Source organism: Cutibacterium acnes (assembly GCF_003030305.1).
In the GTDB taxonomy this organism is placed as follows: domain Bacteria; phylum Actinomycetota; class Actinomycetes; order Propionibacteriales; family Propionibacteriaceae; genus Cutibacterium; species Cutibacterium acnes.
In genome coordinates this window covers 2,453,277-2,478,928 of record NZ_CP023676.1, presented here as the reverse complement: position 1 = coordinate 2,478,928, position 25,652 = coordinate 2,453,277, and the positions used below count along the sequence as shown (strand labels likewise).

The window sequence follows — 25,652 nt, the reverse complement described above, 5'->3', positions numbered from 1 at the left end:
GTTTGTGCTGCTCACCCTCCCACTGTGCCCCACCGCAGACCCGGAAATCTAGAATGACACTCACCCAGGTGTGGTCTATTTCACCCATCGGACGTCACAGCGGGGCGCGGTGAGGAGCCGTCGTCGATCCGCTGCAGGGCGCATCGGGAGGAGACATTGTGCGAGTCAGGCATTTGACAACGCTGAAGCGGGAGGACACCCGAATTCTGGGACCCGCCCCCCGACTGCGGCAATGGAAAATTGACCCTGACAAGGCTTTGCCAGAGTGGGCTGATGAAGCTTGTCAGCGGTGGGGATTCTTTGGGGTCGCAAGTCGTCACGGGGACGAGATCGAGGGCATCCTGCTCGTCGCTACTGAAACCTGTCTTCCGCCAGACCATCCGATGTCGAAAATTCCCCGCACACCTGGGGCAGCGGTTCTAGTGGGCTTTCTTCCTCATCGGAGTGACGCTTCTTGGGGGAGAGTGCGGACATCCTTCCTGGCAGCTCGCCTACACGGATCCGTGCCGGTCATTGAGGCTGGTGGCGTTATTGGACCATGCACCGATCCTCGTATCGCACCCGTCACCTGGTTGGAATCGTGGGGATTCCAGGAGGTTGACCCTATGAGCGCCGGAGCGATTCGTCGCATGAGGTTAGACCTGCGGCGGTCAGTTAAAACGGAAGAGAGCTGGATAGAGCGCTGGTTTGGGTGGTTGCGCGGCAACGGGTTAGTTCCAGCTGATGTTGGACGATTGCGATGGCCGATGAGTTTGGCCCGCCATGATTACGATGCCCCGGCGACCGTGGTTCAGACCAGCACGCAGTCCCCACAGCAAGCTATGCGAGAGCCACTGACCTGGTAATAGAGGCAACAGCTGCGGCGGTGAAAGCCCGGTCCGGCAGTGATACCGGGGCGTGGGTCGACCATAGCCAATATCTCTGTGGCGACGTCGATGGCTGCCTGGCGTAAATCTGGGCGACAGCGAGTCACCATGATGACCGAAGTGCTCACTGCTGAGGCTAGGTTGTCCCAGGCGACAATTTTGCTCAACCCGGCGGCGATGAAGGCACGAGTGATCTCTTCAACCGCTGAACCGGTGATTTTCGCTGGTCCCGGTTGCCAAGCTACCGACACGGGAACCGGAGCAAGAGGCACATCACGGAACCAGAGGTCCGCGAGCCTGGGGAAATCAACATCGTTGCCGAGGGTCCGGGCTGCGACGACCGGAACCACCAACCTGGCGACAATTCCCAGTTGGGTTGCCGACAGTGCGACACGATAGGCAACCGGGCCATCTGCGGCAGGGACCTCGTGACCATGGCCCGCCTTTCCCTCATGGCGCTGGGTCAGGAGAGCCTCGTGGGTATGGTTGACACGGCGGATGAGGGTTTCGGGAGCGATGAGCTGAATCGCCGGAAGCCAGGAACCAGCGGGGAGATCGCTCGGCCGGTGATTTTCGACACAGACCCACTCGTCGAAACCGGCTGTAGTGAGATCAATGACGTCCACACCCCCATAGTGCTGCCTCTCATGCTGCTTCGCGAGTCCAGTGACAAGGGATGAGGTGCGAAAAATCCCGCCACGGTGAGGGGCGAGGCACTCAAGTGTTGTGACCCCACCCGAGGCGGGATTTTCCGTCACAAGGATCCGGCGCCCAGATTGTGTTCAGGGTTTAGAGATCCCGGATACGTCACGAACGGCCCGGGATACCGGGAACCAGGGACCTGGGTAACAGACGATCGGCCCCAGGTGATGACACGCGGGGCCGACCAACCTCAGCGGAAGTTGACCTGCCGACCAAGAGTGCCCACCAACTGTTGGCGGTACTCAGCCGTCACGGCGCGATCGTGGAACTTGCGGACTTGATCCAGACGGGCCTGGACGTCAATTTCCTCGCAGGCGGACGCGTTACGCGGATCAGCCATGAACTGCTCAAGGTGGGCGATTCCTCGCTCGGCGCGCCGCACGGCTTCGGCCTGCTTGGCGTCGATACGCTCGGCGTACCAGTCGGAGGCAAGTACTGACTCGCGGGTGAACATCTCCCGCAACTCGGGATCGTCAAGAGTCCAACCCTCCGAGCAAACTCCATTGACCATGATTTCCAGCAGAGCCCGGATGGGCGGTACCGCCAGCGAGACCGTCCCGTCGTCGAAATAGGCCTTAGCTACTCGAGCGTGAGTAGTCGAGATCGTTCGCACCGAGTCAGCGAAGATGTCGGCGTCCTGAAGTTCCGGACGCAGCATCTCAGGGGTGAAGACGGTGTCGGGGTGCAAGAAGATACGCCCGAAATAGGCGCGCATGAACTTTTCCGTCATGCGGTAGCCCAGACGGGAGGCGAGAATGAGTTCGCCATCTTTATCGTAATCTTCCAGCTTCTCCAGATAGCCACCCTCGATAAGGGTCTTGGCATCCCTCTCGGCTGGGGACATCCGGCAGAAGATTTCCGGGACGAGCAGGGAAATGTCGTGGGCGACCTCAACCTTCGGGCCGATGAATCCGGCCGAAGATAACCAACCATCATACCCCGATAGCACGAAGGACAGGAAGGACGAGTTGAGGTCGAAGACCGCTGGCAAGGCATTGAACGGTGCCTTCGTCAGGGCTCCCTCCGAACCGGCTCCCGTCGTCGAAGGACTCTTACCAGTCATCGAGGAGATGAACTCCATGAATAATTCCGGCAGCTCCATGTAGTGCAGTGGGTTGTACGCACACAAGGCCGGGATTTTGCCCTCGGGCGGGTTGTTGCGACGCCCGGCGGCGACCACGTCGACCGGCAGGGGCAGCGGTTCGTCGATCGGCAGTCCGTGATACAGGTGGCTGGCAAGATTGGCGATTGCGGTTTCGCGCGGCTTGGCAATGTCTGGACGCACCTGCAAGTAGCGTGGGTTGCGCGAACGCACCCCGTCGATAAGACGAGGATCGGCGCTGGAGACGACGAATTTTGGCTGCTCCGAAGGGTCGGAATCAGCGAAGTTCGACAGGAAGGTGCGCATCGGTGGGGTGAACTTCGAGAAGGCCACCACGTCGTCACGCATTGCCCTGACGTCCTCGCGGGTCAGCGGCTGGTAGTTCGAGATGAACAAGTCCGTCCCGCTCATATCACGCTCGGTTTGGGTGTCGTACCCACGGTAAATGGCGTCGTCAGGGCGCTGGAAGAGCAACGCTTCGCAGTTGGCGACGACTTTGCGCGACAGACCTTCAGGGCCGGTAACTACGCCCGGAGATGTGACGATTGACGCTGTCATGTCATCCTCGGTTTGCACCTTAACGGCCGGAGCGTAATCGTGGCGCAGGGTGAACAGCCGCCACGAGCCGTCGGGCTGGAATCCCACGCGCGCCATACTCACCAGCACCTTCTGGCCGTCGAGACGGACCATGTTGCCGTGGCGACCATTTGTGGGGGCGACGCTGAAGTGGGAGCGCCAGTCATCACCCCATTCCGGCTTGTAGTAGCGCTTGATGGTGAAGACCAGCTCCTTGCGGAAGGCCGGAATCGAGTTGATCCAATCGTTGTACCAGTCGGTGAAGTCCGAGGATGGGGTGAGGAGCTTGATGACCGAACCCACCGAACGCTCCGTCGAGAGGACCGGACGATGGTCGATGCCGTTAAGCTTGGGATCGGCGAACCGCGTCGAGTAGTCCCGATGCAAGATGTCATCGACGGCATCCATGTCGGCCTCGAAATCCGGAGAGTAGGCATTGCCCCACAGGAAGGTGTCCGATATGGCCTTGGAAATCTCCGACTTCCCACCACCGGATACCGTGCAGCACTTATGTAGAGTCGTCGAATCGCCGTAAGTGCCCTCGAGGTACCACTGGTCGTCAGCATCGTTGTGGACCATGTGAATCCGGTAGCCGGCGGGGGAGATGTACTCGGTGTCAGCGCGCATTCGGATCGAGTGGTCACCGTTATCCCAGCTGACAGTGCCGTCACGCAGGCTGAACTTGGTCCCACCCGGCACCAGGACGACGTCGTCGATATCGAGTACCCGGGCCTGGCCGTCGCTAAGCATCTCGAAGTGGTCCGGATTGGCCATAACGACGTCGGAAACCGTCTGGTCGCAGACTGGGGTGGCGTATTCCTGGCCCTCGTTGTGGGAGATGTAGGCGCGGGCGCCGCCGGAATGCTCCTCCTCGGCCAGCCCGAACAAGTTAGCTGAGTAGGAGATCTGGGTCTTAACCTCCTTCTTGCAATAGCCGAAGTAGTTGTCGGCGACGATAGTGAGGATGACCCCGGACTCGTCACGGGCACACAGCTTGAATGGCTTGCCCTCGTTGTAGAGCTCAGACTCGTCAGACCAGCACATCCCGTCGCGACGCTGACGGTCGGTTGCCTGGTCGACATGGGGCAGACCGAGGTCTACCTTACGGATGAGGTTGAGATGCGGGGCGAGGATGATGCAGCCGCTGTGGCCAGTCCAACCCGACGGGGCGAGGGCCGAGTCGTTCACGGGCAGAAGGGGATCGCCACTGTTACCAAAGATCCCCTCCACGAAGTCCAGGTTGGAGACCAGCCCGCCGGGGGCGAAGAACCGAATCTCCATGCGGCGCTCGGAGACGAAACCGGGCACTTCGGGCACCACCAGGGGCCTCAGCAACAAGGAAACCCAGGTGTGGGCCTGGCGGTCGACCGGTTGGGTAGAAGTGTAAGGCAGCAGGGTGTGCTCGGGTGGGGCCTGGAAGGCAAGGTCGAGCAGACGGGCGAAGACGTCGATCGGCACGGCCTTCTTGTCGTCGGGGATTGCCAGTCCGCCCTCGGCGACGTGGAATACACCAGCAGTGGTGCGACGGTCATTGCGGGGATTGTGTAGGACGCCGTTGGCCACTCGGTAACTCGAGACAAGGTCGGAACTGAAATCGTCGCCGTCGACGGGTAGCGAGAGGGCCCGTGCGAGGCCGGGCTCGTCAAGGGTCAAGGTGGTGTCGGGCAGTCGGGGGTGGACGGAAGAGTCCTCGCCCAGGTAGCGGTCGATGAATGCCTGAATACGGCGGTCGGCCGGGCAGAGGAGCTCGGGGAGTTCCCTCCTCAGCTCACGCTGCCGGGCCAAGACTGGGGCGACAACGTCAATGTAGGAAGCGCGCGCAGCCGTCGGCAGTGGCAGACCGTTGAGCGCCAGTCTTAGATTCACGGAATCCATGTGAGCTTGAGTGACCATAGAACCAATTGTGCCTGCCATCGAGTGGTTCCCATGGAGGAGTGGCCAGACGGGCAAGCGGTCCGGGCGGGGGTGGGCGTAAGGGCGCTCGCTCTCACGCCCACCGGGTCTACTTGTGCGGACGTTACTGCGCGACGCCACGCCACCTCTTGCGCAGGTGGAAGGCGGCCGACTTGGGCTGGCGATCCCGGGTGAAGATGCCCTTTCGGTTGCCTCCGACGCGCATCGTGCCACTGGTGGTCGCGAAGTCCGCGAAGTTCCAGATGTGCTCACCGACGATGGCGTCGAAAGAGTCGAAGACCCGCTCGTTCATCTTGAGCACTTCGACCTGGTACTCCTCGCTCCATGGCTGGGCGGGGATTTGGTGCAGACCGGGCATGGTGTCGGCGCCGTATTCGGTGATGATGATCGGCTTGTTCTCGCTGGCCCAACCTGCCATCTCTTCTCGCCAGTGACGCTCAGCGGCGGCCAGGTCGCCAGTGTCGACGTACCAGCCATAATAGCGGTTGAGCAGCAAAACGTCGGAGTACTGCGATACGCGACACTTTCCGAACGGAGCGAGCATGACGTTGACGAAACTCACCGGACGGGTGGGGTCGGCTGCGCGTGCCACGTCGAAGAGGGGGAGGAAGTAGTTTTCGGCGGCTTCAGTCTCAGACTCTGGCTCATTGGCGATGGACCAGATGATGACGCTGGGGTGGTTTTTATCTCGAGCGATAAGGTCTCGGATGACCTGGGCATGAACCTTTTGGGTCTTGTCATTGATGGTCTCCGCGGAGAAAGTCGGGTAGCCCTGGGCGCCAAAAATGCCGCCACCCAGACCCATGTTTATGCCGACAGCAGGGGTTTCGTCGATAACGAGCAGACCATGACGGTCGGCGTAGTCGAGGATACGCTCGGAGTAGGGGTAATGGGACGTGCGCAGCGAATTCGCCCCGATCCACTCTAGACAGGCGGCGTCGCGCAGCATGAGGGCATCGTTGTGGGCCTTGCCGATGGTCTGGTGATCCTCGTGCATGCCGAATCCGGTCAAGTGCACGGGCTCGCCGTTGACGAGGAGGCGGGCGCCGTCGACACGGATAGTTCGGACGCCGAAGACCTGCTGGTAAGTATCGATTACCTGATCACCGTCGACTAGGGAGATTTCGGCCTCGTAAAGATACCCGTGGCCTGGCTGCCAGAGATGGACCGACGGGATGCGCGCATGGGCGTTCGCACTGGTTCCCCCAGCGACCACGTTGCCCTCGGTGTCGAAAATTGTCACCCGAGTCGTTAAAGGTTCAGCATCGTGCAAAAGAACCGACCAGGTGACGATTCCGTCATTTCCGTCAATGTCAGTGGTGATGGTGACGTCCTCAATGTGGGCCTGGGGGCGGCGACACAGCCACACGTCGCGGTGGATGCCGGCGTAATTGAAGAAGTCGTGCCAGTACTTCTGCTTCGGGCCCTCGGGAGAGTCGACGATAATCCCCGGCGGAATGGTCTGGAAGGACAACCGATTATCGACACGAACCGTGAGCCGACATTTTTTGCCCGCGCAGACATGATCGGTGATATCGGCTTCGAAAGGGAGGTACCCGCCAACATGTCTGACGACCTCGACGTCGTTGACCCAGACGGTGGCGGCATGAGTCGCAGACTCGAAATGGACGACGACGCGATCATCGGTCCAACCGCGCGGAATGCGAACCTCACGTTGGTACCAGACTGGGCCAACGTGATCGCGGGCGGCGGGATCAGTGGAGAGATCCTGGTACGACGCCGGAACTGCCATCTCGGTGCACGTGGGCAACGGTCGAGTGAACCATTTCTCTGTCTGGCCGCGGTCCTCGGCGTCGAAGGCAAAGTCCCACATCCCCGACAGACACTTCGTGTCCCGGGTGGCGGTGTCCTGTGGTCGCAGCATCATGATCTCCTTCCGGTTGTGGCGTTTGGTTTCTAGTCCTGGGCGGCGTCGGCTACGACCTTGATGGCGCGGTCATCTCCTGGGCGAAGAGCGAAAGCCATAGTTCCCCATGACGGTTGGTAGTCACCTTCGACATGAGTATGAACTATCACCGTGGTGTCGGTGTGATCGGCGGACCAGGTGAGCCAGTACCCATGGCCCTGGTGGTAACCATTGGTATGGCCATCGTCGTCGAAGAAAAATCCCTGCGAATGGCCGTTACCGTCAGGAAGGTAGAGAACGATCCTGTGTGGGGAGTTTTCGACCGTCCGCGTGGTGATGATTTCCCCCGAAGGCGCGGGCAACTCACACTGTGGGATCCCTGCCCCAGCGCACACCAGCAGTGGCAGGCGGTCTAGTGGGGCCTCGAGGGTGACGGTGCCTGGGTCATGATGGACGCCGGTGTCGAACTCAAACCAGCCGTCGGAGACGTGAGGGAGGGTGACGGTTCGAGTGGTTTGGCCCTTTTCGACGACGGATGCCACCAACAGGTCGTGGCCGAGTAGGAAATCATCGGACTCCTCATGAAGCGTGTCGTCGAGGCTGAACACCGGGTTGACGATGGGTTCGCGTCGCTCCGCCGCCAGATATGACAGGGTGTACAGGAATGGGATGAGGCGGTAGCGCAGCCGGATCATCTCTCGGACGATGTCGGTGATCTCGGGGTACATCCAGGGTTCATTGACCGAACCATCGTTGTGCCAGGAATGGATCGTGAAGCGCGGATGCATTACGCCGTTGGCCACCCAGCGGGCAAAAAGCTCCGGGCCGGGTCGGGCGGTACCGGCGAATCCGCCGACGTCGTGGCCGAAATTCACTAGCCCAGACATGCTCATCCCTACACCCATCCGGGTGTTGTACTTCAGGGTGCGCCAAGAGGTGGAATTGTCACCACTCCAGGTCTGGACGTAGCGCTGCAGACCTAGCGGCCCAGACCGAGAAATAAGGAAGGGGCGTTCGACAGGGGCAGCCTCGCGTTGGGCTTCAAAGGAGGCGCGGCTCGTGAGAAGGGCCTGCACTGGGCGAATGCGGTCCAGCTCGACAGGGTGACCAAAACCGTCACAAATGGCGTCCTCTGACCACAATTCGTACTCGTTGTTGTCGTTCCAGGTGGATTCGATGCCCATGTCGATGAGCTGGTGGCGGACGTTGCCTTTCCACCACTGCACTCCGCGCGGGTTGGTGAAGTCGACGTTGCCGCCGTGACCGCCCCAGAACATCGACGTCGCCGGTTCCCCAGTCCGGGAGTTGGTGACAAAAATCCCCGCCTCTGCCACATCGCGGTAATAGGGGTGCGTCGTCAGTAGGGCTGGTTTGATATTTGCCGCCAGGTGGAGGCCGGCGTCACGAAAGTGCCTCGTAGTGTCGGTGGGCTGGGAAAATTTGTCACGGTCCCAGGTAAAGACGTAACGGCGCGAGCCGATGGTGGTGTAGCCCGACGAGAGTTGAAAGGAGTCGCACGGGATCGCATGCTCGCGCAACAGGTCGATGAACTTCAGCAACTGGCAGGAGGCGTCGGGGGCGTCGGTGTAGTGCATTGTCGAGCCCGAGTAGCCCAGCGCCCAGCGCGGTAGAAAGGCCGGGTTGCCGGTGAGACGCAAGATCTGCGGGGTGAGGTCGCAGAGGTGGTCGGCTGTCATGACCCAATAGTCGATGTCGCCGTGGTCGGCTTGCCACGAGGTGAAAGGACGGTGGTAGTTGTCGACTTCGGCTCCCAGATTGAATCGCGATGCCGACAGGTTGTCATAGAAGATCCCGAAGGCACCGTTGGCGGTGCGGGTCATGAGGAAAGGCACGTGTTTGTACAGGGGGTCGGTGCTGCCGGCGTCATATCCCAGGGCGTCCAGGCACCTCATGTCGAAGATACGTCCGGTGCGCTCCAGGTCGCCCGATTTCTCACCGAGGCCGTAGTAACGGTCGTCGATGTTGCGGACTCTGTGGTGGGCGACCCGCCCGGTGTGAGTCCCGATTTCATAGGCCTAGGCCCCGGTGGGGCGATCTTCGCTGACGGTGACCCAGTCGTCAGCCCGGCGCTGCCAGGTCATCCGTAATGGGCAGTCGCGGATGATGACTCGCAGCGAATCGGTGCCAACGATGAAGGACTTCTCGTCTGGGTCAGGGGAATCGACCGGTTCGTCAGCGTAAACCCCGGAAAACTCCGGGTGACTAGCAGTGTCTTCGGCGCTGGCGGTGACAGTTGTCGTCACCTCCATGTCCTCGACGGGCGCGACATCGCGAGAATTGCCCGCCCATGCCGGGGCAGGGGAATGGTCGAGGAGGTCACGGGGCCCCAGTCCGGTCCGCGGGGTGGCGTTGGAACCGAGGCTGATGCTCCAGGTCCGGTCGAGCTGCGGATCGGCGGCGTCGAAAATTCGCACGTGGGCGATGGAACGCGTCACAAATGTGACGGAGGCACCCCATCGCTTGTCAATTTTCAATTGGATACCCGGCGAGGTTGTCAAGTGGTCGGTGATCCGCATGAGCGTGTCCATGATGTGCCTCCGTTATGGGTCAGGAGTTTTGCTCGGCCTGTACTGCGTGGCGACGAGCCAACTCGTCGGCGTTGGCGACCACCTTGTCGCGGGTGAGCGGGTAGCCCAGCATGAGCAGGGCAGCGCCGAGGCAGCAGATCGTCGGGATGGCGGTGGCGAGCGTGTACAGGTGATTGACGACGGACTCCGACTGAACGGCACCACCTTGGGAGGAGGACTGGTAGCCGATCATCGTCAGCATGGCTCCGCCGATTCCACCGGCAATGGCCTGGGCAAGCTTGCGGGCGAAGGAGTTCACGCCATAGATGACACCGTCTTCACGCTCCCCGGACATGACCTCCTGGGCATCGATGACGTCGGTAATGAAGGCCCACACCATGAGGTTGAACACGCCGGCGCCAAGTGAGCCGAAGAAGAGGTCAACAAGGAAAATCCAGGGGCTGTGGGTGTGGATGATGAGCATCAGACCGTACATGGCGGCGCCGAAGAATAATGCCACTGCTGCCGATTCTTTTCGACCGAAATTCCGAACCAGGGTCTGCGCGAAAGGAACTACTAGAATAACAGTTGTGAAATTGAATACTAGGGCAATAGACATCGCAGTCTTATTCTGGAAATAATCATTGAAAAGATAGGTCAGCGTGATACCAGAAAGATTCTGGTTGATGACGACAACGATATCAATAAGGACCAGCATGACGAGGGCTTTATTGTGTGCCATTTCAGAGAACATCTTGCCCAGTGGGACGCGCTCCGTCTTGTCAATTCGAATACGCTCGACGGTCAGCATCGTCAGACCGATGTAGCAGAACAAGCCAAGGACGGCGAAAATAGCCGCTCCCGTAAAGAATCGATGCGGGTTGATCTGATGAGAGTTGCTGCCGTACATAATAAGCGGCACGACATAGCTAACGATGGCGGCGCCTGAAGCCGAGCCAATGCTCCGTGCGGTGGATAGCGAGGTCTTGTCGCGCGGCTTCCCGGAGATGGCTGACGCCATGGATCCATAGGGGATATTGACAAAGGAGTAGAAGATGCCCCAGGCCAGGTAGGTGACGAAGGCGTAGACCACACGTGTCGTCATGGGAAGGTGGCCGGCAGCTGGCAGAAAGAGGAGAATGGCGGAGGCAGCAAGCGGAAACTTCATGCGCATGACCCACGGGGTGAAGCGTCCGCGTTTGGTCATCTTCGAGTTGTCGATAAGGCGGCCGACCATGATGTCGACGAAGGCGTCAACGAGACGGGCAGCCATAAACAATGCTCCCACCAGCGCCGCGGCAAGACCGAAAACATTGGTGTAGAAAATCATGAGGAACGAATTCACCAAGTTGAAGGTGAAATTGTTGCCCACATCGCCAAGCGCGTAGCCAATCATGTCGCGAATATCGAAATCGCGAGCATTCACCGCCTTAGCCTTCTGGCCTTTCGTTGTGATGGTCGACATTGACAACCCTCTATGCTATTCAAGGCTGCGACGATTATCGTCACAGCATTGTGGACAGGCAGCATCGCCTTGTCTAGAGATTCGCACCGGAGTGTCAAGGATTGCGATGTTTTGCCATGGTTTGCACCCTGTGTATTACGGGCCTGGATCAGGTAGGTTGGCGATAGAATCAGACCATGGGTGTAGGCGAGGAGTCCACCGCACCGGTTACCATTAGCGACGTCGCGCGGGCTGCCGGTGTTGCTCCGTCAACTGTCTCTCGGGCCTTTTCTCGTCCGGGGCGGGTGAGTGTCAAGACGTCAGAACGGATCTTTCAGGCCGCTCGGAAGCTTGGTTACCGTCAGGATGAGGTGCCGAGAGTTTCGACGAGTAGGACGTATCACCTCGTCGCAGTGTGCGTTGCCGACGTCATGAATCCGGTGTTCGGGGCTACCGTCAAAGGGATTTTCGCAGGTGCCCGCAAACGCGGTTACATGGTCGTCCTCATTGACTCCAACGAGTCATCCGAGATTGAGTCTGAAACCACGAAACGATCCTTGGCTACTGTCGACGGTTTCATTTTTGTCGGTTCGCGCATGTCGGACGCCGGTTTGCGGCACCTGGCCGGGATCAAGCCGGTCATGACGGTCAACCGTAAGGTTCCAGGTGTGTCATCGGTGACACCAGCATCCGATGAAGGACTCGGGGATGCTCTCACCCATTTAGTAAGCGAAGGACGGTCCACAGTGACGTATCTCGCCGGGCCGACAGCGTCTTGGCAATCGGGGGTGAGGTGGCGCAGTTTGCTTGAGCGGGCTCGCCGCGACGGCAAAGTCACAGTGCATCAGCTTGCCTGCCCGACACCCACTATCAGGGGCGGCATAGAAGCGTTCGATATGTGGCGGGCCCATCCGACCTCCGCTGTCATCGCCTACAACGATCTCATCGCGATCGGATTCATGCGTCGAGCAATGGCCTGTGGCCTCAGAATTCCTAACGGCGTCGCCGTCATTGGGTTCGACGACATCCCGTTCTCAGCCTTGGTTTCGCCGGCGTTGTCAACGGTTCGCGTCAATCAGTTCCAAATGGGGGTTGTGGCCGTCAATCGGCTTCTCGACATGGTTGAGAAGCCGAGTCATCATGAGCGCCAGGCACCCAGCGAGGACGTTGTCCCGGTGTCCTTTATGGTGCGGGAATCTGGATAGCTAAGCGGGGCAAGTGACGGCAACTCGTTCCGGGTAAACCCTGCAAAGGGGCACAGTGAACGTCATGTCAACGCCGACTCTCACCCTCTCCGAGGATCGTCTGCTGCCCCGCGAGTCCTCCGCTTTGGCTGCTGCGCGCGAAATTTACCGATCCACGAAGGGTCTGCCCATTATTTCTCCTCATGGACACGTTCCGGTGTCATGGATCGCCGACGACATGGCTTTCTCTGACCCGACGAGCCTGCTCATTACCCCCGACCACTACGTGAATCGGCTGCTGCATGCTAATGGCGTCGATCTTGAGGACCTGGGTGTTGGGCGCAAGACGATGAGCGAGGAGGACAACCGAAGGGCCTTCCGGATCCTATGCGAGCACTGGCGTGATTTTGCTGGAACAGCGATGCGTTATTGGCTCGTTGACCAGCTTGTCGGCATTTTTGGCATCACCGAACGACCCAGCCCTGAGAACGCTGATCGCATCTACGACACCATCGCTGAAAGAATCGCCCAGCCGGATTTCCTGCCCCGCGCTCTCATGGACTCCTTCGACATTGCCTTCATCGCAACCACCGATGATCCTTGCGACGATCTCGACGGGCACGCTCGACTGGCTGCCGACGAGACATTCACCCGTCGCGTTGCCCCCACCTTCCGCCCAGATAAGTACCTGGAACCGGCTGCCGGAGGCTGGACGGGCTTGCTTGCGAGGTTGTCTGAGGTAAGTGGTTGCGATGCGACGACGCTGGACGGGTTTACCGAGGCAATGGAGGACCGGCGCGCTTACTTTAGACAGCACGGCGCGGTGTCCAGTGACCACAGCCACCGCGACTTAGGCACCATCATCCTTGACCACGATCGTGCGGCGTCGATTTTTGACGCCTCGGTGGCAGGTCGGGCCACTGTCGAGGAGATGGCCCTCCTTCGTCGGCATCTTTTCACCGATCAGGCGAGGATGGCCAGCGAGGACGGCTTGACGATGACCGTCCATCCAGCGGTGCACCGCAATCACGACACCGCCGCGTTCCATCGATTTGGCGCCGATATTGGTTCCGACGTTCCGGTGACGCTGGAAGTTGTCGACTCCCTTCACCCCTTACTCGACAAATTTGGCAACACGGACCTCAAGCTGGTCGTTTTCACGATCGATGAGACCCTTTATTCACGCGAAATCGCTCCCTTGTCCGGGTGGTATCGCAGCCTCTATATCGGTGTGCCCTGGTGGTTCATCGACGCACCCGAGTCGGTGATGAGGTTCAAACACGCCGTTACTGAGATGGCTGGGTTCAGTCGGGTGAGCGGCATGATTGACGACACTCGTGCTTTTTGCTCAATTCCGGCGCGTCACGATATGAGTCGGCGCCTTGATGCCGCTCACCTCGCCGAGCTGGTGGTTTTGGGCAGGCTTGACCTGGATGAGGCGGTTGAGATAGCTCATCGGCTTATTGTGGAGCAGCCCACTCAGGTGTTTGGTCTGTGATCCGAAGAGGATGTCATGAAGCTTGATCTCGATGCACTTCATGGGCCCGCGTTGGCGGACGCTGGGCTCGCCTTACCCCTCTTTGACGTGGGGGAGATGCGTAGCCAGGCCCATGATCGGCCGCGATGGATGCATATTGGGCCAGGAAATCTGTTCCGTGTCCACATCGCTCGGTTAGCCCAGGACATTATGAACTCCGGGGCTGAGCAGTGCGGCATTGCCGCTATCGCGCCCCGCAATCCACAGCGCCTCGATCGCGGCCTCACGGACCACGATTTGCTGACCCTTGGTGTGACCTCCCACGCCGATGGTCACACCGACTTCGGGGTCATAGCGTCGATCAGCGAGGGGCTGGCCTACCGACGAGATGACGATTTTCGTCGCATCACCGAGATTGCCTGCGCCGAGTCCCTGCAGTTAATCACCCTGACGATCACCGAGAAGGGGTATCAGCTCAACGGCTACGACGGTTCCTACCAAGACGCTGTTGTTGAGGATCTGGGGCGCGACCCCGAGTCTGATCGTATGTCGACGGCAATGGGTCTTGTCACCGCTCTGCTGGTGCGACGTTTCCACGCTGGGGCGACGCCGGTGGCCGTGGTGTCCTGTGACAATTTCTCCCACAACGGTGACATGTTGCGCACCTCGGTGCTGACGATCGCTGCGGAGTGGGAGAAACGAGGCGTCATCGACCACAGGGTTGTCGAGTGGATTGCAGAAAAGGTTGAGTTCCCGATCTCCGTGATCGACAAAATCACCCCGGCCCCGTCCCAGAAGGTTGCCGAGCAGTTAGCGGCAATGGGGCTTGAGGACATGGGGATCGACCCCGACGTCGAGGTGGCGGGGTTTGTCAACACCGAGCCGGCTGAGTACCTCGTTATTGAAGATCGTTTCCCGAATGGGCGTCCGGAATTAGAGAAAGCCGGGGTTTACTTCACGGATCGCGATACCTGCTACCGGTTCGAGCGAATGAAGGTGACGACCTGCCTTAACCCGCTCCACACTGCTCTAGCCATTACCGGGGTGCTGCTACGCAAGCCCACTATTGACGAGGCGATGAAAGACCCGGGTTTAGCGGGTTTAGTACACTGTTTGGGGTGGCAGGAAGGGCTCCCCGTCGTCAGCGATCCGGGGATTATTGACCCCAAGGAATTCTTGCGCGAAGTCGAAGAAGAGCGTTTCCCGAACCCATTCCTTGGTGATACCCCGAGTCGTATTGCCACCGACACCTCGCAGAAGATTCCGATCCGATTTGGTGAGACCGTGAAGTCGTATCTCGCTGATGACTCCCTTAAGGTTGCGTCATTGCGGGCGATCCCGTTCGTTTTCGCCGCCTGGTGTCGGTACCTTATGGGCATTGCTGACGATGGAGAACCGGTAGAGCTGTCCTCCGATCCGCTGCTTGGGCAGCTGGAATCTGTTGTGTCAGGTGTTCGTTTTGGCGATGATGATTCCAAGGTCATCTCCCCCATCCTTAGTCGTGGAGATATCTTCGGCGTAGACCTGACGATGACACCTTTATCTGACGTCGTTGAACGATTTTTTATCCGCCTAACAGCCGGTCCAGGTGCCGTAAGGTCGGTTCTGGATGAGGAGTTTGCGTAATCATGAAGATGACGTTTCGATGGTATGGTGCAGAAACCGACCCCATCACGTTGGAGAATATCCGTCAGATTCCAGGAGTCAGCGGAATCATGGGCGCGATGGACTGGATTCCGGTCGGTGAGATGTGGTCTGATGAGGAGATTTCTTCTTACGTCCGGAAAGTCAATGACGCTGGTTTGGAATGTGAAGTCATTGAATCGGTGAACGTCCACGAAGACATCAAGCTTGGTAAGCCGTCTCGTGACATTTACATCGCCAACTATTGCAAGACCCTAGAGAATCTTGCCGCCCATGGTATTAAGGTCGTTGTCTACAATTTCATGCCGGTATTTGACTGGCTACGCACCGAACTCTTCCATCGTAACGAGGACGGCTCAACCTGCTTGTACTACGACCACGAGGAGCTTGTGGGTCTAACTCCGCAAGACATCGTCAAGGCCACTCTGGATTCGTCGGCCTTCCCACTACCCGGATGGGAGCCCGAGCGGCTGGCCGATCTCGATGAGGTTATGGCCCAGTACACCGACATGCCCCGGGATCAGCTGCGCAATAACTACCGCTACTTCCTTGAGGGAATCGTGCCGACCTGTGAGAAGGTCGGTATTCGGATGGCCGTCCACCCTGATGATCCTGCCTGGGGCATTTTCGGAATTCCGCGTATCGTGCACAGTGATTCTGACCTGCAGAGGATCGTTGATCTGGTGAATTCCCCGGCCAACTCACTGTGCGTGTGCGCTGGATCGCTAGGTTCGAATCCCGACAATGACGTGCCGGCCATCCTCGCGAAATATGGAGATATGGGACGGGTTGCTGCCGCTCATGTCAGAAATGTGAAGTTTCTGGGGTCGAAAAAATTCAAGGAGGCCTCGCATCTTTCCAGCGACGGGTCCCTCGATATGTATGCGATCATGAAGTCTATTCACGATCATTGCTCGAATTCTTATATTCGTCCCGACCACGGTCGGATGATCTGGGGTGAAACGGGTCGTCCTGGTTACCCGCTATATGACCGTGCTTTGGGAATCACCTATCTCAATGGCCTGTGGGAGGCTATCGAGAAAGCTTCCGCGTATTGAGCCTGAGCACCACGGGAGATGACCGGATGTCCTCCGCGGTCGTGCCGCATTTGTGGGATGAAGGCCGTTGACGAGGGCAAGTTCGGTCGCCTGCTGACGGTGAGGCTATGTCGTTGGGTGCTGTGGCGCTGGTCGCGGGTTGAGTCCTAGCCGTCGGGTTTCCTCTCGTCTGGGCATCTAAAACCCTGCGGCCTCCACGTTCGGATCCCTGTCACTAGGATCGGTTCCGGGATGGCGGGCTATTACCGGCCGCCGTGACGACGGGAGAAGTGGGTGAGCAAGAAGGAAGGTGCCCCCCGAGGTGGGCCTCGGGCGCGTCAGTTCGCCATCGCGGAAGCGGTCGTCCGGGCCGGGTCGGTGAGCGTCGAGGACCTCGTCGAGTCAACCGGCGTCTCCGCTATGACGATCTACCGTGACCTGGCAATCCTCGAAAGCAGCGGCGTGCTGCAACGTCACCGGGGGCGAGTTGTGGCCGTGGCTAACGGTCTGCACGAGGCCGATGCTGCTTTCCGTCTGGAGCAGAGCTCTTCCGATAAGCAGGCCGTCGCCGAGCTGGCGAGCGACCTCATCGCTCCAGGCAGCTCGATCATGCTCGATGACTCCACTTCCGGGGTGTGGGTCTTGCGTTCCCTACCTGAGCACACCCCTTTGACGGTGGTGACGAACTCCCTGCTAGTTGCCAAGGAGGTCATCACGACCAGCTCTGACAAGCTCGTCGTCACCGGAAGCGAGTATCAGTCTTGGGCGCAGTCCCTCATGGGACCCGCCGCCGTGCGCATGATCCGCAGCATGCACGCTGACCTGTGCTTCCTGTCGGCGTCGGGGATCTTCGAGGCAGGTTGCTATCACCCGTACCAAGAGGTTGTCGAGGTGAAACGGGCCATGCTGGAATCAGCCGAGACACGCGTCCTGCTGCTCGACCACACCAAGTTTGGACGCCGTGCTCTGTTCAAGTTCGCAGATCTCACTGAGTTCGACCATGTCGTCGTCGACGCACACACTCCGCGCGGGATCCTCAGTCAGCTTAGCGATCTGGGTGTCCACCTCATGGTGGTCGAGACGTCTGCATCGAGATCCTGACCCGAACGGACGCAAGATCGGTTTAGGCCCTTGATCTGACGTCTGGATGGTATGACTCCCGATGACATGGTCGTCGTCGACAGTGAGGGCAAGATCATCGAAGGGGACCGGGGACCGGCCTCGGACACGGCCTCTCACCTTTATGTGTATCGCCGGCGTGATGACATTCGCAGCATCGTCCACACTCACTCCACCTTTGCTACCGCGTGGGCCGCCACCGGTCAGGACATCCCGTATTCCCTGGCGGCCGTTGCTGACGAGTTCGGTGGGCCCGTACCTTGTGCTGGTTATGCCCACATTGGCACCGAGCAGATCGGGGAGCAGGTCATGAGGTTCATCGACCAGTGCCCGGCAGTGCTTTTGAGGAAGCACGGTGTCTTTACCGTCGGGGCCTCCATCGAGAAAGCCCTCAAGGCGGCCGTCATGGTGGAGGACGTCGCACGAACTCTGGCCTACGCGACGATGATCGGTGACATTTCGTCGCTGCCGCAGTCTGAGATCGACGCCAACCATGATCGCTACATCAACCGTTACGGCACAGCGACTGCGTCCACCGGGGTGACCTCCTGATCGCCTCAGTCGCGATTCCTTATGGTCGAAGTGTCACAGCGCCAAGGGTTGCGAGGAGGATCCTTCGCGCGTCACGGATAGGTGCAAGGTGGCACAATTCACATTTAAATCCATCACTTTTCACATAACCGATGTTAATATGAACGTCATGAGTCGTTGTTGCTCGCAGTTGCGAGTGGGACTCCCCACTACACGGCAGCGAGACATGGAGGAACCATGGGACTAAGGATCGTTGTCGCCGCTGATCCGGCGGCAGTCGAGTACAAGGATGTCGTCAAGGCTGACCTGGAAGCGGATTCGCGAGTCGATGACGTTATCGACGTCGGTGTTCAGGCTGGTGACGACACCCTCTACCCGCACATCGGCATCAAAGGAGCTCACGTCATCAAAGATGGAAAGGCCGATCGAGGAATCTTCTTCTGCGGCACCGGGATGGGCATGGCCATCACGGCCAACAAGGTGCCAGGCATTCGCGCCTGTACCGCCCACGACTCCTTCTCCGTAGAGCGGCTCATCATGTCCAACGACGCCCACGTGCTATGCCTCGGCCAACGCGTCATCGGTCGCGAACTTGCCCGTCGCTTAGCCCACGAGTTCATCGGGTACACCTTCGACCCGAGTTCCCACTCCAAGGCCAACATCGATCTCATCGACGCATATGAGTCAGGTGCTGGGGAATCCGCCCCTGGCAACTGCTGATACCGGGTGGTTCAGACGTGCACCGGCGCACGCTTGAACCACCCCACCCCTGGGCCAACGCCTAGGGTTGCCCAGAAATGCCGCACCCGTCGCTGCGTGCGGATGACAGATCGCGGGACACCCGCCCTCACAAAGGAACATCGATGTTCACCACCTCTGTCGGAGTCTTCGTCTTCGGACTCCTTGCCACCATCGCCGGCGGTGCTGTCGGAGCTGCCATCGGCGGCAACTACGCCTTCGTCCTCACCGGCTTCTGTGTGCTGGCCTCCTGGGGAGTGTTTGCCGCAACCGGAAACACCTTCGGCTTGGACTATCTGGCCTTTGGTCCCTTCATGGGCCCGCACATCGCCTTTGCTGGTGGCGTTGCGGCCGCCATCTATGCTCGGTACCGAGGGCATCTGGGTGACGGCAAAGACGTCAACACCCCGCTTGCCGGCATCGGTCACCCCGACATCCTCTGCGTCGGTGCCGCCTTCGGTATTTTCGGCTACTTGTGCCAGATCGGCATCTCAAACATTCCGTGGTTCGGCAAGCACACCGACCCAGTCGCCCTGACGGTGCTGCTGTCCGGACTGTTGGCCCGTCTCATCTTTGGTGGAGTACCCGGCAAAGGACTGTTCCACGGCTCCCTGCACAACCCAGAGCTTTTCCACGAGAACGCCACCAGTTTCCCGGCCAAGATCAAACCGGGCCCCAACGGACGGTGGTTGGAATGGCAGGAAAAACCCAGTCAGCTCCTTACCATCGGTTCACTGTTCGGCATCTTCGCCGGTGGCGCTTCTCTTTTCCTGGCCGCCAACGTTGGCGCCTACCTGACCACACGGGGACTCGCCAACAATCTGGCTGCTGCCAACGCCAACAGCTTTTGCTTCGGCATTTCAGCTGTCATTATCCTGTTCCTCATCACTAATCGGAACATGCCGGTCCAGCATCACGTGACGAACATCGCCGGCTTGGCTGCGGTGCAGTTCTTCCCGCTGCTTATGGGCAAGACCCTCACCACTTACCACTGGACGTACACGTCCTCGTGGGATTCCCACACGTGGGGTATGGCCACGGTTGCCCTGGTCATTGCCGCATTCTTCGGTGTCTTCACCGCTGGCCTCGGCGAGTTCTGTGCCCGCCTTTGGTACAACCGCGGCACCAGCCATATCGATCCGCCCGCCGCTGCCATCTGGCTCGGTAACACCGTGGTCGTCTCGCTCGCCACCCTGTTCTCGTGATCTCGCTTCAGGAGTAGCAACCATGCATGACGTCATCGACATACCTACTGATTTCGCCCGGGCCTACGTGTTCGACATGGACGGCACTATCTACCTCGGTGAGCACCTACTGCCGGGTGCTCGCCGCATGATCGAGGAATTGCGCCGTCGTGAGATCCCAGTGAGGTTTTTGTCGAACAACCCGACCAAGGACCCGGACCAGTACGTCGACAAGCTCACGAGATTGGGTCTGCCCACGACCATCGAGGACATCTCCAACACGGTCGTGACGACAACGCGCTGGCTGGTCAACAACCACCCCGACGCTAAAGTTTTCGCGATCGCTGAGGAGCCCCTCAAGCGGAGCCTACGTGAGGCCGGGATCGAGCTGTGTGAGGACCCCGAGAAGATAGACATCGTCATCGCTTCGTATGACCGCACCTTCGACTACCGCAAGCTTCAGATCGCCTTCGACGCCATCTGGTTCCATAAGCGGGCATTCCTCATCCAGACCAACCCAGATCGGTTCTGCCCCTTCCCTGGCGGCCGTGGCGAGCCCGACTGCGCTGCCGTAACCGCAGCTATCGAGGCATGCACGGGACAGCAGTGCAAGGTCAGCTTGGGCAAGCCGTCGCCGGTGATGCTTACCGAAGCCCTGTCCGGCCTCGACGTTGACCCGACAGACTGCGTTATGGTCGGTGACCGGCTGCAAACCGACATCCAGATGGCCCTCGATACCGGAATGAAGTCGGCCTGTGTGTTGACTGGCGAGGCCACTGCTGACGACGTTGCAGCTCTCGACGTTGAGCATCGTCCCACCTGGACTCTGGATCGCATCGACCGACTTATCCCAGCCTCGGCATGGCGCGAACTCGGCTGGACCGAAGACAACGATGACTGACAAGACGACCGAGCTGCGTGCACCGCTGCCGCAGAGACACTTCGCAGGAGACAACGATGTTGAACAACGGCCCCTACCTCTTAGGCATCGACTATGGCACCGAGTCGTGCCGAGTCGCGATCTTTGACCTTGCGGGACGTCCGCTTACTTTCGCGGCAACCCCGTACAAGACCACTCACCCTCGTCCCGGTTGGGCCGAGCAGGACCCCGAAGAGTGGTGGAAGGCGCTGCAGGCGTCCTGCCATCGCGCCATTGCGGCTGCTGGAATTTCCCCGGCAGCTATCGCCGGTATCTCGTATGACGCTACGACGTTAACGATGGTTGCCATGGACGAGCGCGGCAACGAGTTACGTCCCGCCATGATGTGGATGGATGTCCGTGCCACCGAGCAGGCTGCACGCGCTGAGAACTCGGATTCGGTCGCCCGCCTCTACAACGGTGCTGGCGTTTCTCCGGCTACCGCCGAGTGATACCCCTTCAAGGCCGCGTGGTTACGAGACCACGAGCCGGAAACTTATCGCAGAGCCGCCCACCTCGTCGATGCCCCTGACTGGGTGACGTTCAAGCTCACCGGAGAATGGACTACCAACATCAACTCGGCCGCCATCCGGATGTACTACAACCGAGACAAGGGCGGTTGGCCGGAGGATTTCTATGAGACCATCGGCTGCGACGACGTCTTCGACAAGATCCCGGGAAGAGTCCTCGACCTGGGCACACCGGTCGGTACCCTCGGTACTATCCCGGCCCAGTTATTGGGTCTACGTCCCGGCATCCCGGTTGCCCAAGGACTTGGTGATGCCTGGGCCGGTCAGATCGGTCTCGGCGTGCTCGCGCCCGGTTCGATGGCTCTCATCACCGGCTCCTCGCACGTGCTCACCGGCCAGTCCGACACCGAGATCCACGGTGAGGGATTCTTCGGTGCCTACTCCGACGCCGTCATGCCCGGCCAGTACACCGTCGAAGGCAGCCAGGTCTCGACCGGTTCAGTGCTCAAGTGGTTCAAGGACAATTTTGCAGCTGACTACACCGCTGCTGCCGAGAAAATCGGCCTCAATCCGTACGACGTCCTTAACGAGCAGTCGCGAAACATCAGACCGGGTTCCGACGGCCTTATTATTAATGAGTATTTTCAGGGCAACCGCACTCCGTACACTGACTCGAAAGCTCGCGGCATTATCTGGGGTCTATCCCTTATGCACACTCCGGCGCATTTCTACCACGCTATTCAGGAATCGGTCTGCTATGGCACGGCCCACAACCTGCGCGCCATGAAGGCCGCTGGATTTGAGGTAGACCGCATGGTCGCCTGTGGTGGCGCCACGAAGAGCCGTGATTGGATACAGATGCACGCCGATGTACCTGGTGTGCCGATCGTGCTCACTGAGGTCGGGGACGCTGTGGTGCTCGGTACCTGCATGGTAGCTGCTGTCGGCGCTGGCTTGTTCAAGGATCTCCCCGAGGCGGCCACACAGATGGTCCACGAGATTGACTTCATTGAGCCGGACCAGGAGCGTCACGAGGAATATCAATATTACGTAGACAAGTACTGCGACACCTACCCGCAACTGTGCCCCATGATTCATGACATGGTCGATCACGAGGCCGACAAAACTGACGATCACACTGATCAGAGGAGAAGCAATGTCCGAATTGATTGACAAAGCGTTGGCCGATTGCGGCGACACGGACGTCGTGGTCATGGGCCGCAACGTGCTCGAGGAAACCGGGCGCGTCTTCAAGGAACTCTTCGGTGATGCGAAGGTCATCATTATCGCCGACGAGAACACCTGGGCCGTCGCTGGTGAACAGACCAAGGCATCCCTCGAGGGCGCCGGAGTCGAGACTGTCGAACCGATGATCTTCCCGGGGCGTCCAGCCGTTTACGCCTGCTACGCGAACGTTGAGAAGATCCGTGATCACATGCGCGACCTTGACGGGGTGATCGCTTGCTCAATCGGCTCGGGCACCCTCAACGACATCACCAAACGAGCCAGCGACGAACTGGGTCGGCGCTACATGAACGTATGTACCGCCGCCTCAATGGACGGCTACGCCGCCTTCGGTGCCTCGATTACCGAAAACGGTTTCAAGCACACCATGAGCTGCCGCGCCCCGCAAGCCCTCATCGCCGACCTGCCGACGATGGCCGGGGCTCCGCAACGCTGCACCGCTACCGGCCTGGGCGATCTCATTGAAAAGGTCCCGGCCGGTGCCGATTGGATCGTCGCCGACGAACTGGGCATCGAGCCGATCGACGACGAGGTGTGGGATCTCGTCCAGGGCCCGCTCACCAGTGCCATCAGCGATCCAGAGGGGCTGGCCAACGGTAAACCGGAGGCATTTGATGGCCTCATCGAAGGCCTCGTGATGTCCGGTCTAGCGATGCAGAAGTACCGCATCTCGTCGCGCCCGGCCTCGGGCGCCGGTCACCAATTCTCCCACCTGTGGGAGATGGAGCATGTCGGTATGGACCAAGACCCGCCACTGACCCACGGGTTCAAGGTGGGACTCGGCACGATCTCAGTGCTCGCTCTGTGGGAGAGAACGCTCAACCACGATTTCAGCACCCTCGACGTCGACGCCGCTGTCGCCAAGTGGCCGTCGGCCGAGGAAATGGAGGCCAAGGTTCGCGCCAACTTCACGGGCGACATGCTCGAGCCTGCTGTCAGGCAGACCATGGACAAGTACCTCGACGCCGATGCGCTGCGAGAGCGTCTGGAACTCGTCAAGTCAACGTGGCCGACCGTCCGAGAACGCTGCCGCTCCCAGGTCATGCCGGCTGCCAAGGTCGAGGAGATCATCAAGACTGTTGGTGGCATTTACCACCCGGCGCAGATCGGCCTGACTCGGGAGCGCTTCCACGACACCTACTACCGGTGCCAGATGATTCGGTCGCGCTACACCCTTCTTGACCTGCTCGTCGAGACCGGAACCATCGGCGATCTCGTCGAGTCGCTGTTTGAGCCTGACGGATTCTGGGGCCGGCGCCCCTGGCCGCAGGACTGAGTACCAGGACGACGTCGGGTGGGGCCGACCACTCGCCCCGGCGCCACCCGACTTCCTCGCGAGGAGGACACCATGAACAATAACTATGTGGTGGGACTGGATTTCGGCACGCTGTCCGGACGCGCTGTCGTCGTACGGGCCAACGATGGCGCCGAGATGGGGGCCGCCGTCCATGAGTATCCCCATGGGGTCATGGACCGCACCTTGAGCGCTGCCGACGGCCGTAAACTTCCGCCGGACTTCGCCCTCCAGGATCCTGTCGATTATCTGGAGACCCTCGAGACGATCGTCCGCGGGGCCGTGAAGGACGCCGGGGTTGATCCCGACCACATCGTCGGTATCGGGTTAGACGTCACCTCTGCCACCGTCGTCGCTGCGACGAAGGACGGCACTCCACTGTGTCAACTACCCGAGTTCCGAAACGAGCCTCACGCCTGGGTCAAGCTCTGGAAGCACCACGGTGCTCAGGACCAGGCTGACCGCATCGTCAAGTTGGCCCAGGTGCGTCGGGAACCGTGGCTGACACGGTATGGAGGAATCCTGTCCTCCGAGATGCTCATGCCCAAGGTATTGGAGACCCTGGAACGAGCCCCGCAGGTGTACCGGGCTACCGATGTGTTCTGCAACGTATTGGATTGGCTGACGTGGAGGCTGACCGGGGTGCTGGCGTTCTCGACGGGCGATTCGGGGTACAAACGTATGTACCAGGACGGGAAGTATCCGTCCCGCGACTACTTGATGAACCTCAACCCAGAGTTCGCCGACGTTTTCGCCGAGAAGATGAACGCCCCGGTACTTCCCCTGGGAGCCCGGGTTGGTGGCCTGACGCCGGAGTTCTCCGAGCGTCTGGGATTACCAGTCGGCACCACGGTGGCCAGCGGCAACATTGACGCCCACGTCACTGCGGCCGCCGTGCAAGCAGTGGAGAACGGCCAGATGACTGCGATCATGGGTACTTCGGCGTGCTACGTCGTTCCCGGGCCCCAGCTCAAGGAAGTCCCCGGAATGTTTGGCGTCGTCGACGGTGGGATCGTCGATGGTTCGTGGGGATTCGAGGCTGGGCAGACGGCGGTGGGCGACATCTTCGCCTGGTTTATCGACAACTGCGTCCCGGGCTCGTATTTCGACGAGGCTGACCACAGGGGCATCGGTGTCTATGACCTGCTTACCGAAAAATGTGCGAGGCAGGAGGTCGGTGCCCATGGTCTCATTGCCCTGGACTGGCACAACGGCAACCGGTCGGTGCTCGCGGATGCCAACTTGTCGGGAATGATCTTGGGTCAGACTCTCACGACTACCCCCGAGGACCAGTACCGGGCCCTGCTGGAGTCGACAGCTTTCGGGGCGCGCACCATCATCGAGTCGTTCCGGGATTCCGGGGTTGAGATCAACGAGTTGGTGGTGGCCGGCGGACTGACGAAGAACACATTCCTTATGCAGTTGTTCTGCGATATCTGCCGAGTTCCTCTGAGCGTTGGGACTATCAAACAGCCAGGCGCGCACGGATCTGCGGTGTTCGCGGCCGTCGCCGCCGATCTGTACCCCGACGTTAAGGCTGCCTCTGCTGCGATGGGGGCGAAGAAGGCGGGGGTCTACCAGATCGACGAGCAACGCGCCGAGCAGTACGACGCCCTGTACGTCGAGTACGCTCGGCTCCACGATTACTTCGGCCGCGGTGGCAACCAAGTGATGCACCGTCTTAAGGAGATTCGACGTCAGGCCCATTTGCGGGCGCGGGAATCGACGGAAACGTCGAATGGCGGCAACGGTGCACATTTGTGACAGCTATAACGCCACACGTACATGACCTCCGGGGTACGAATAGGGTT

At 59.9% G+C, this 25,652-nt stretch carries 18 protein-coding genes and 1 pseudogene; 13 read left to right on the top strand and 6 right to left on the bottom strand.

Annotated elements, in window-relative coordinates; all coding sequences use genetic code 11:
• The first annotated feature begins 158 nt into the window (after positions 1-158).
• Positions 159-845, top strand: coding sequence for a hypothetical protein (locus CPA42_RS12430; protein ID WP_002518536.1), 687 nt, complete (start codon positions 159-161; stop codon positions 843-845).
• Here CPA42_RS12430 and CPA42_RS12425 read toward each other — a convergent pair.
• The 6 genes from CPA42_RS12425 to CPA42_RS12400 form a co-directional block, all read right to left on the bottom strand.
• Entirely contained in the window at positions 791-1,492 is a 702-nt protein-coding gene (locus tag CPA42_RS12425; RefSeq protein WP_002515714.1) for a (2Fe-2S)-binding protein, read from the bottom strand. The two genes, CPA42_RS12430 and CPA42_RS12425, sit on opposite strands and share 55 nt — an antisense overlap.
• Positions 1,493-1,758: 266 nt before the next feature.
• Entirely contained in the window at positions 1,759-5,139 is a 3,381-nt protein-coding gene (locus CPA42_RS12415; protein ID WP_002517309.1) for a hypothetical protein, read from the bottom strand.
• A gap of 124 nt (positions 5,140-5,263) precedes the next feature.
• Complete coding sequence (gene uidA, locus CPA42_RS12410) at positions 5,264-7,048, bottom strand: beta-glucuronidase (RefSeq protein ID WP_002518535.1); 1,785 nt, start codon at positions 7,046-7,048, stop codon at positions 5,264-5,266.
• Positions 7,049-7,077: 29 nt separating this feature from the next.
• A complete protein-coding gene (locus CPA42_RS12405) occupies positions 7,078-9,009 on the bottom strand; it encodes a glycoside hydrolase family 31 protein (protein WP_326998591.1) in 1,932 nt (643 codons plus the stop codon).
• A gap of 54 nt (positions 9,010-9,063) precedes the next feature.
• Positions 9,064-9,576, bottom strand: a complete 513-nt coding sequence (locus CPA42_RS13655) for a hypothetical protein (protein ID WP_002515766.1) — start codon at positions 9,574-9,576, stop codon at positions 9,064-9,066.
• Between the two features lie 19 nt (positions 9,577-9,595).
• A complete protein-coding gene (locus CPA42_RS12400) occupies positions 9,596-11,020 on the bottom strand; it encodes an MFS transporter (RefSeq protein ID WP_002515886.1) in 1,425 nt (474 codons plus the stop codon).
• Between the two features lie 176 nt (positions 11,021-11,196).
• On the opposite strand from CPA42_RS12400, the gene CPA42_RS12395 reads away from it, so the two are divergent.
• From CPA42_RS12395 to CPA42_RS12340, 12 genes and pseudogenes are all read left to right on the top strand, one after another.
• Complete coding sequence (locus tag CPA42_RS12395) at positions 11,197-12,204, top strand: LacI family DNA-binding transcriptional regulator (protein ID WP_002515939.1); 1,008 nt, start codon at positions 11,197-11,199, stop codon at positions 12,202-12,204.
• A 64-nt stretch (positions 12,205-12,268) separates the two neighbouring features.
• Positions 12,269-13,681 carry a glucuronate isomerase gene (uxaC, locus tag CPA42_RS12390; protein ID WP_002518533.1) on the top strand — a complete coding sequence of 471 codons (1,413 nt, stop codon included), beginning with the start codon at positions 12,269-12,271 and terminating at the stop codon, positions 13,679-13,681.
• 15 nt (positions 13,682-13,696) lie between these two features.
• A complete protein-coding gene (locus tag CPA42_RS12385) occupies positions 13,697-15,286 on the top strand; it encodes a mannitol dehydrogenase family protein (protein ID WP_002518532.1) in 1,590 nt (529 codons plus the stop codon).
• A 2-nt stretch (positions 15,287-15,288) separates the two neighbouring features.
• Positions 15,289-16,362, top strand: a complete 1,074-nt coding sequence (gene uxuA, locus CPA42_RS12380) for a mannonate dehydratase (RefSeq protein ID WP_002515832.1) — start codon at positions 15,289-15,291, stop codon at positions 16,360-16,362.
• A gap of 273 nt (positions 16,363-16,635) precedes the next feature.
• Entirely contained in the window at positions 16,636-17,442 is an 807-nt protein-coding gene (locus tag CPA42_RS12375) for a DeoR/GlpR family DNA-binding transcription regulator (protein WP_024513527.1), read from the top strand.
• A gap of 51 nt (positions 17,443-17,493) precedes the next feature.
• The gene (locus CPA42_RS12370) at positions 17,494-18,012 is read left to right on the top strand and encodes a class II aldolase/adducin family protein (protein ID WP_024513526.1); all 519 of its coding nucleotides are present in this window, start codon (positions 17,494-17,496) and stop codon (positions 18,010-18,012) included.
• Positions 18,013-18,228: 216 nt separating this feature from the next.
• The gene (locus CPA42_RS12365) at positions 18,229-18,711 is read left to right on the top strand and encodes an RpiB/LacA/LacB family sugar-phosphate isomerase (protein WP_002515805.1); all 483 of its coding nucleotides are present in this window, start codon (positions 18,229-18,231) and stop codon (positions 18,709-18,711) included.
• 143 nt (positions 18,712-18,854) lie between these two features.
• Positions 18,855-19,934, top strand: coding sequence for a hypothetical protein (locus CPA42_RS12360; protein WP_002515729.1), 1,080 nt, complete (start codon positions 18,855-18,857; stop codon positions 19,932-19,934).
• 22 nt (positions 19,935-19,956) lie between these two features.
• A complete protein-coding gene (locus CPA42_RS12355) occupies positions 19,957-20,814 on the top strand; it encodes an HAD-IIA family hydrolase (protein ID WP_002515925.1) in 858 nt (285 codons plus the stop codon).
• Between the two features lie 56 nt (positions 20,815-20,870).
• Positions 20,871-22,475: pseudogene (locus CPA42_RS12350) on the top strand (FGGY-family carbohydrate kinase).
• A complete protein-coding gene (locus tag CPA42_RS12345; protein WP_002515707.1) occupies positions 22,459-23,823 on the top strand; it encodes a sn-glycerol-1-phosphate dehydrogenase in 1,365 nt (454 codons plus the stop codon). Before CPA42_RS12350 ends, CPA42_RS12345 begins: the two are co-directional and overlap by 17 nt.
• A 72-nt stretch (positions 23,824-23,895) precedes the next feature.
• The gene (locus CPA42_RS12340; protein WP_002525255.1) at positions 23,896-25,605 is read left to right on the top strand and encodes a ribulokinase; all 1,710 of its coding nucleotides are present in this window, start codon (positions 23,896-23,898) and stop codon (positions 25,603-25,605) included.
• The last annotated feature ends 47 nt before the right edge of the window (positions 25,606-25,652 follow it).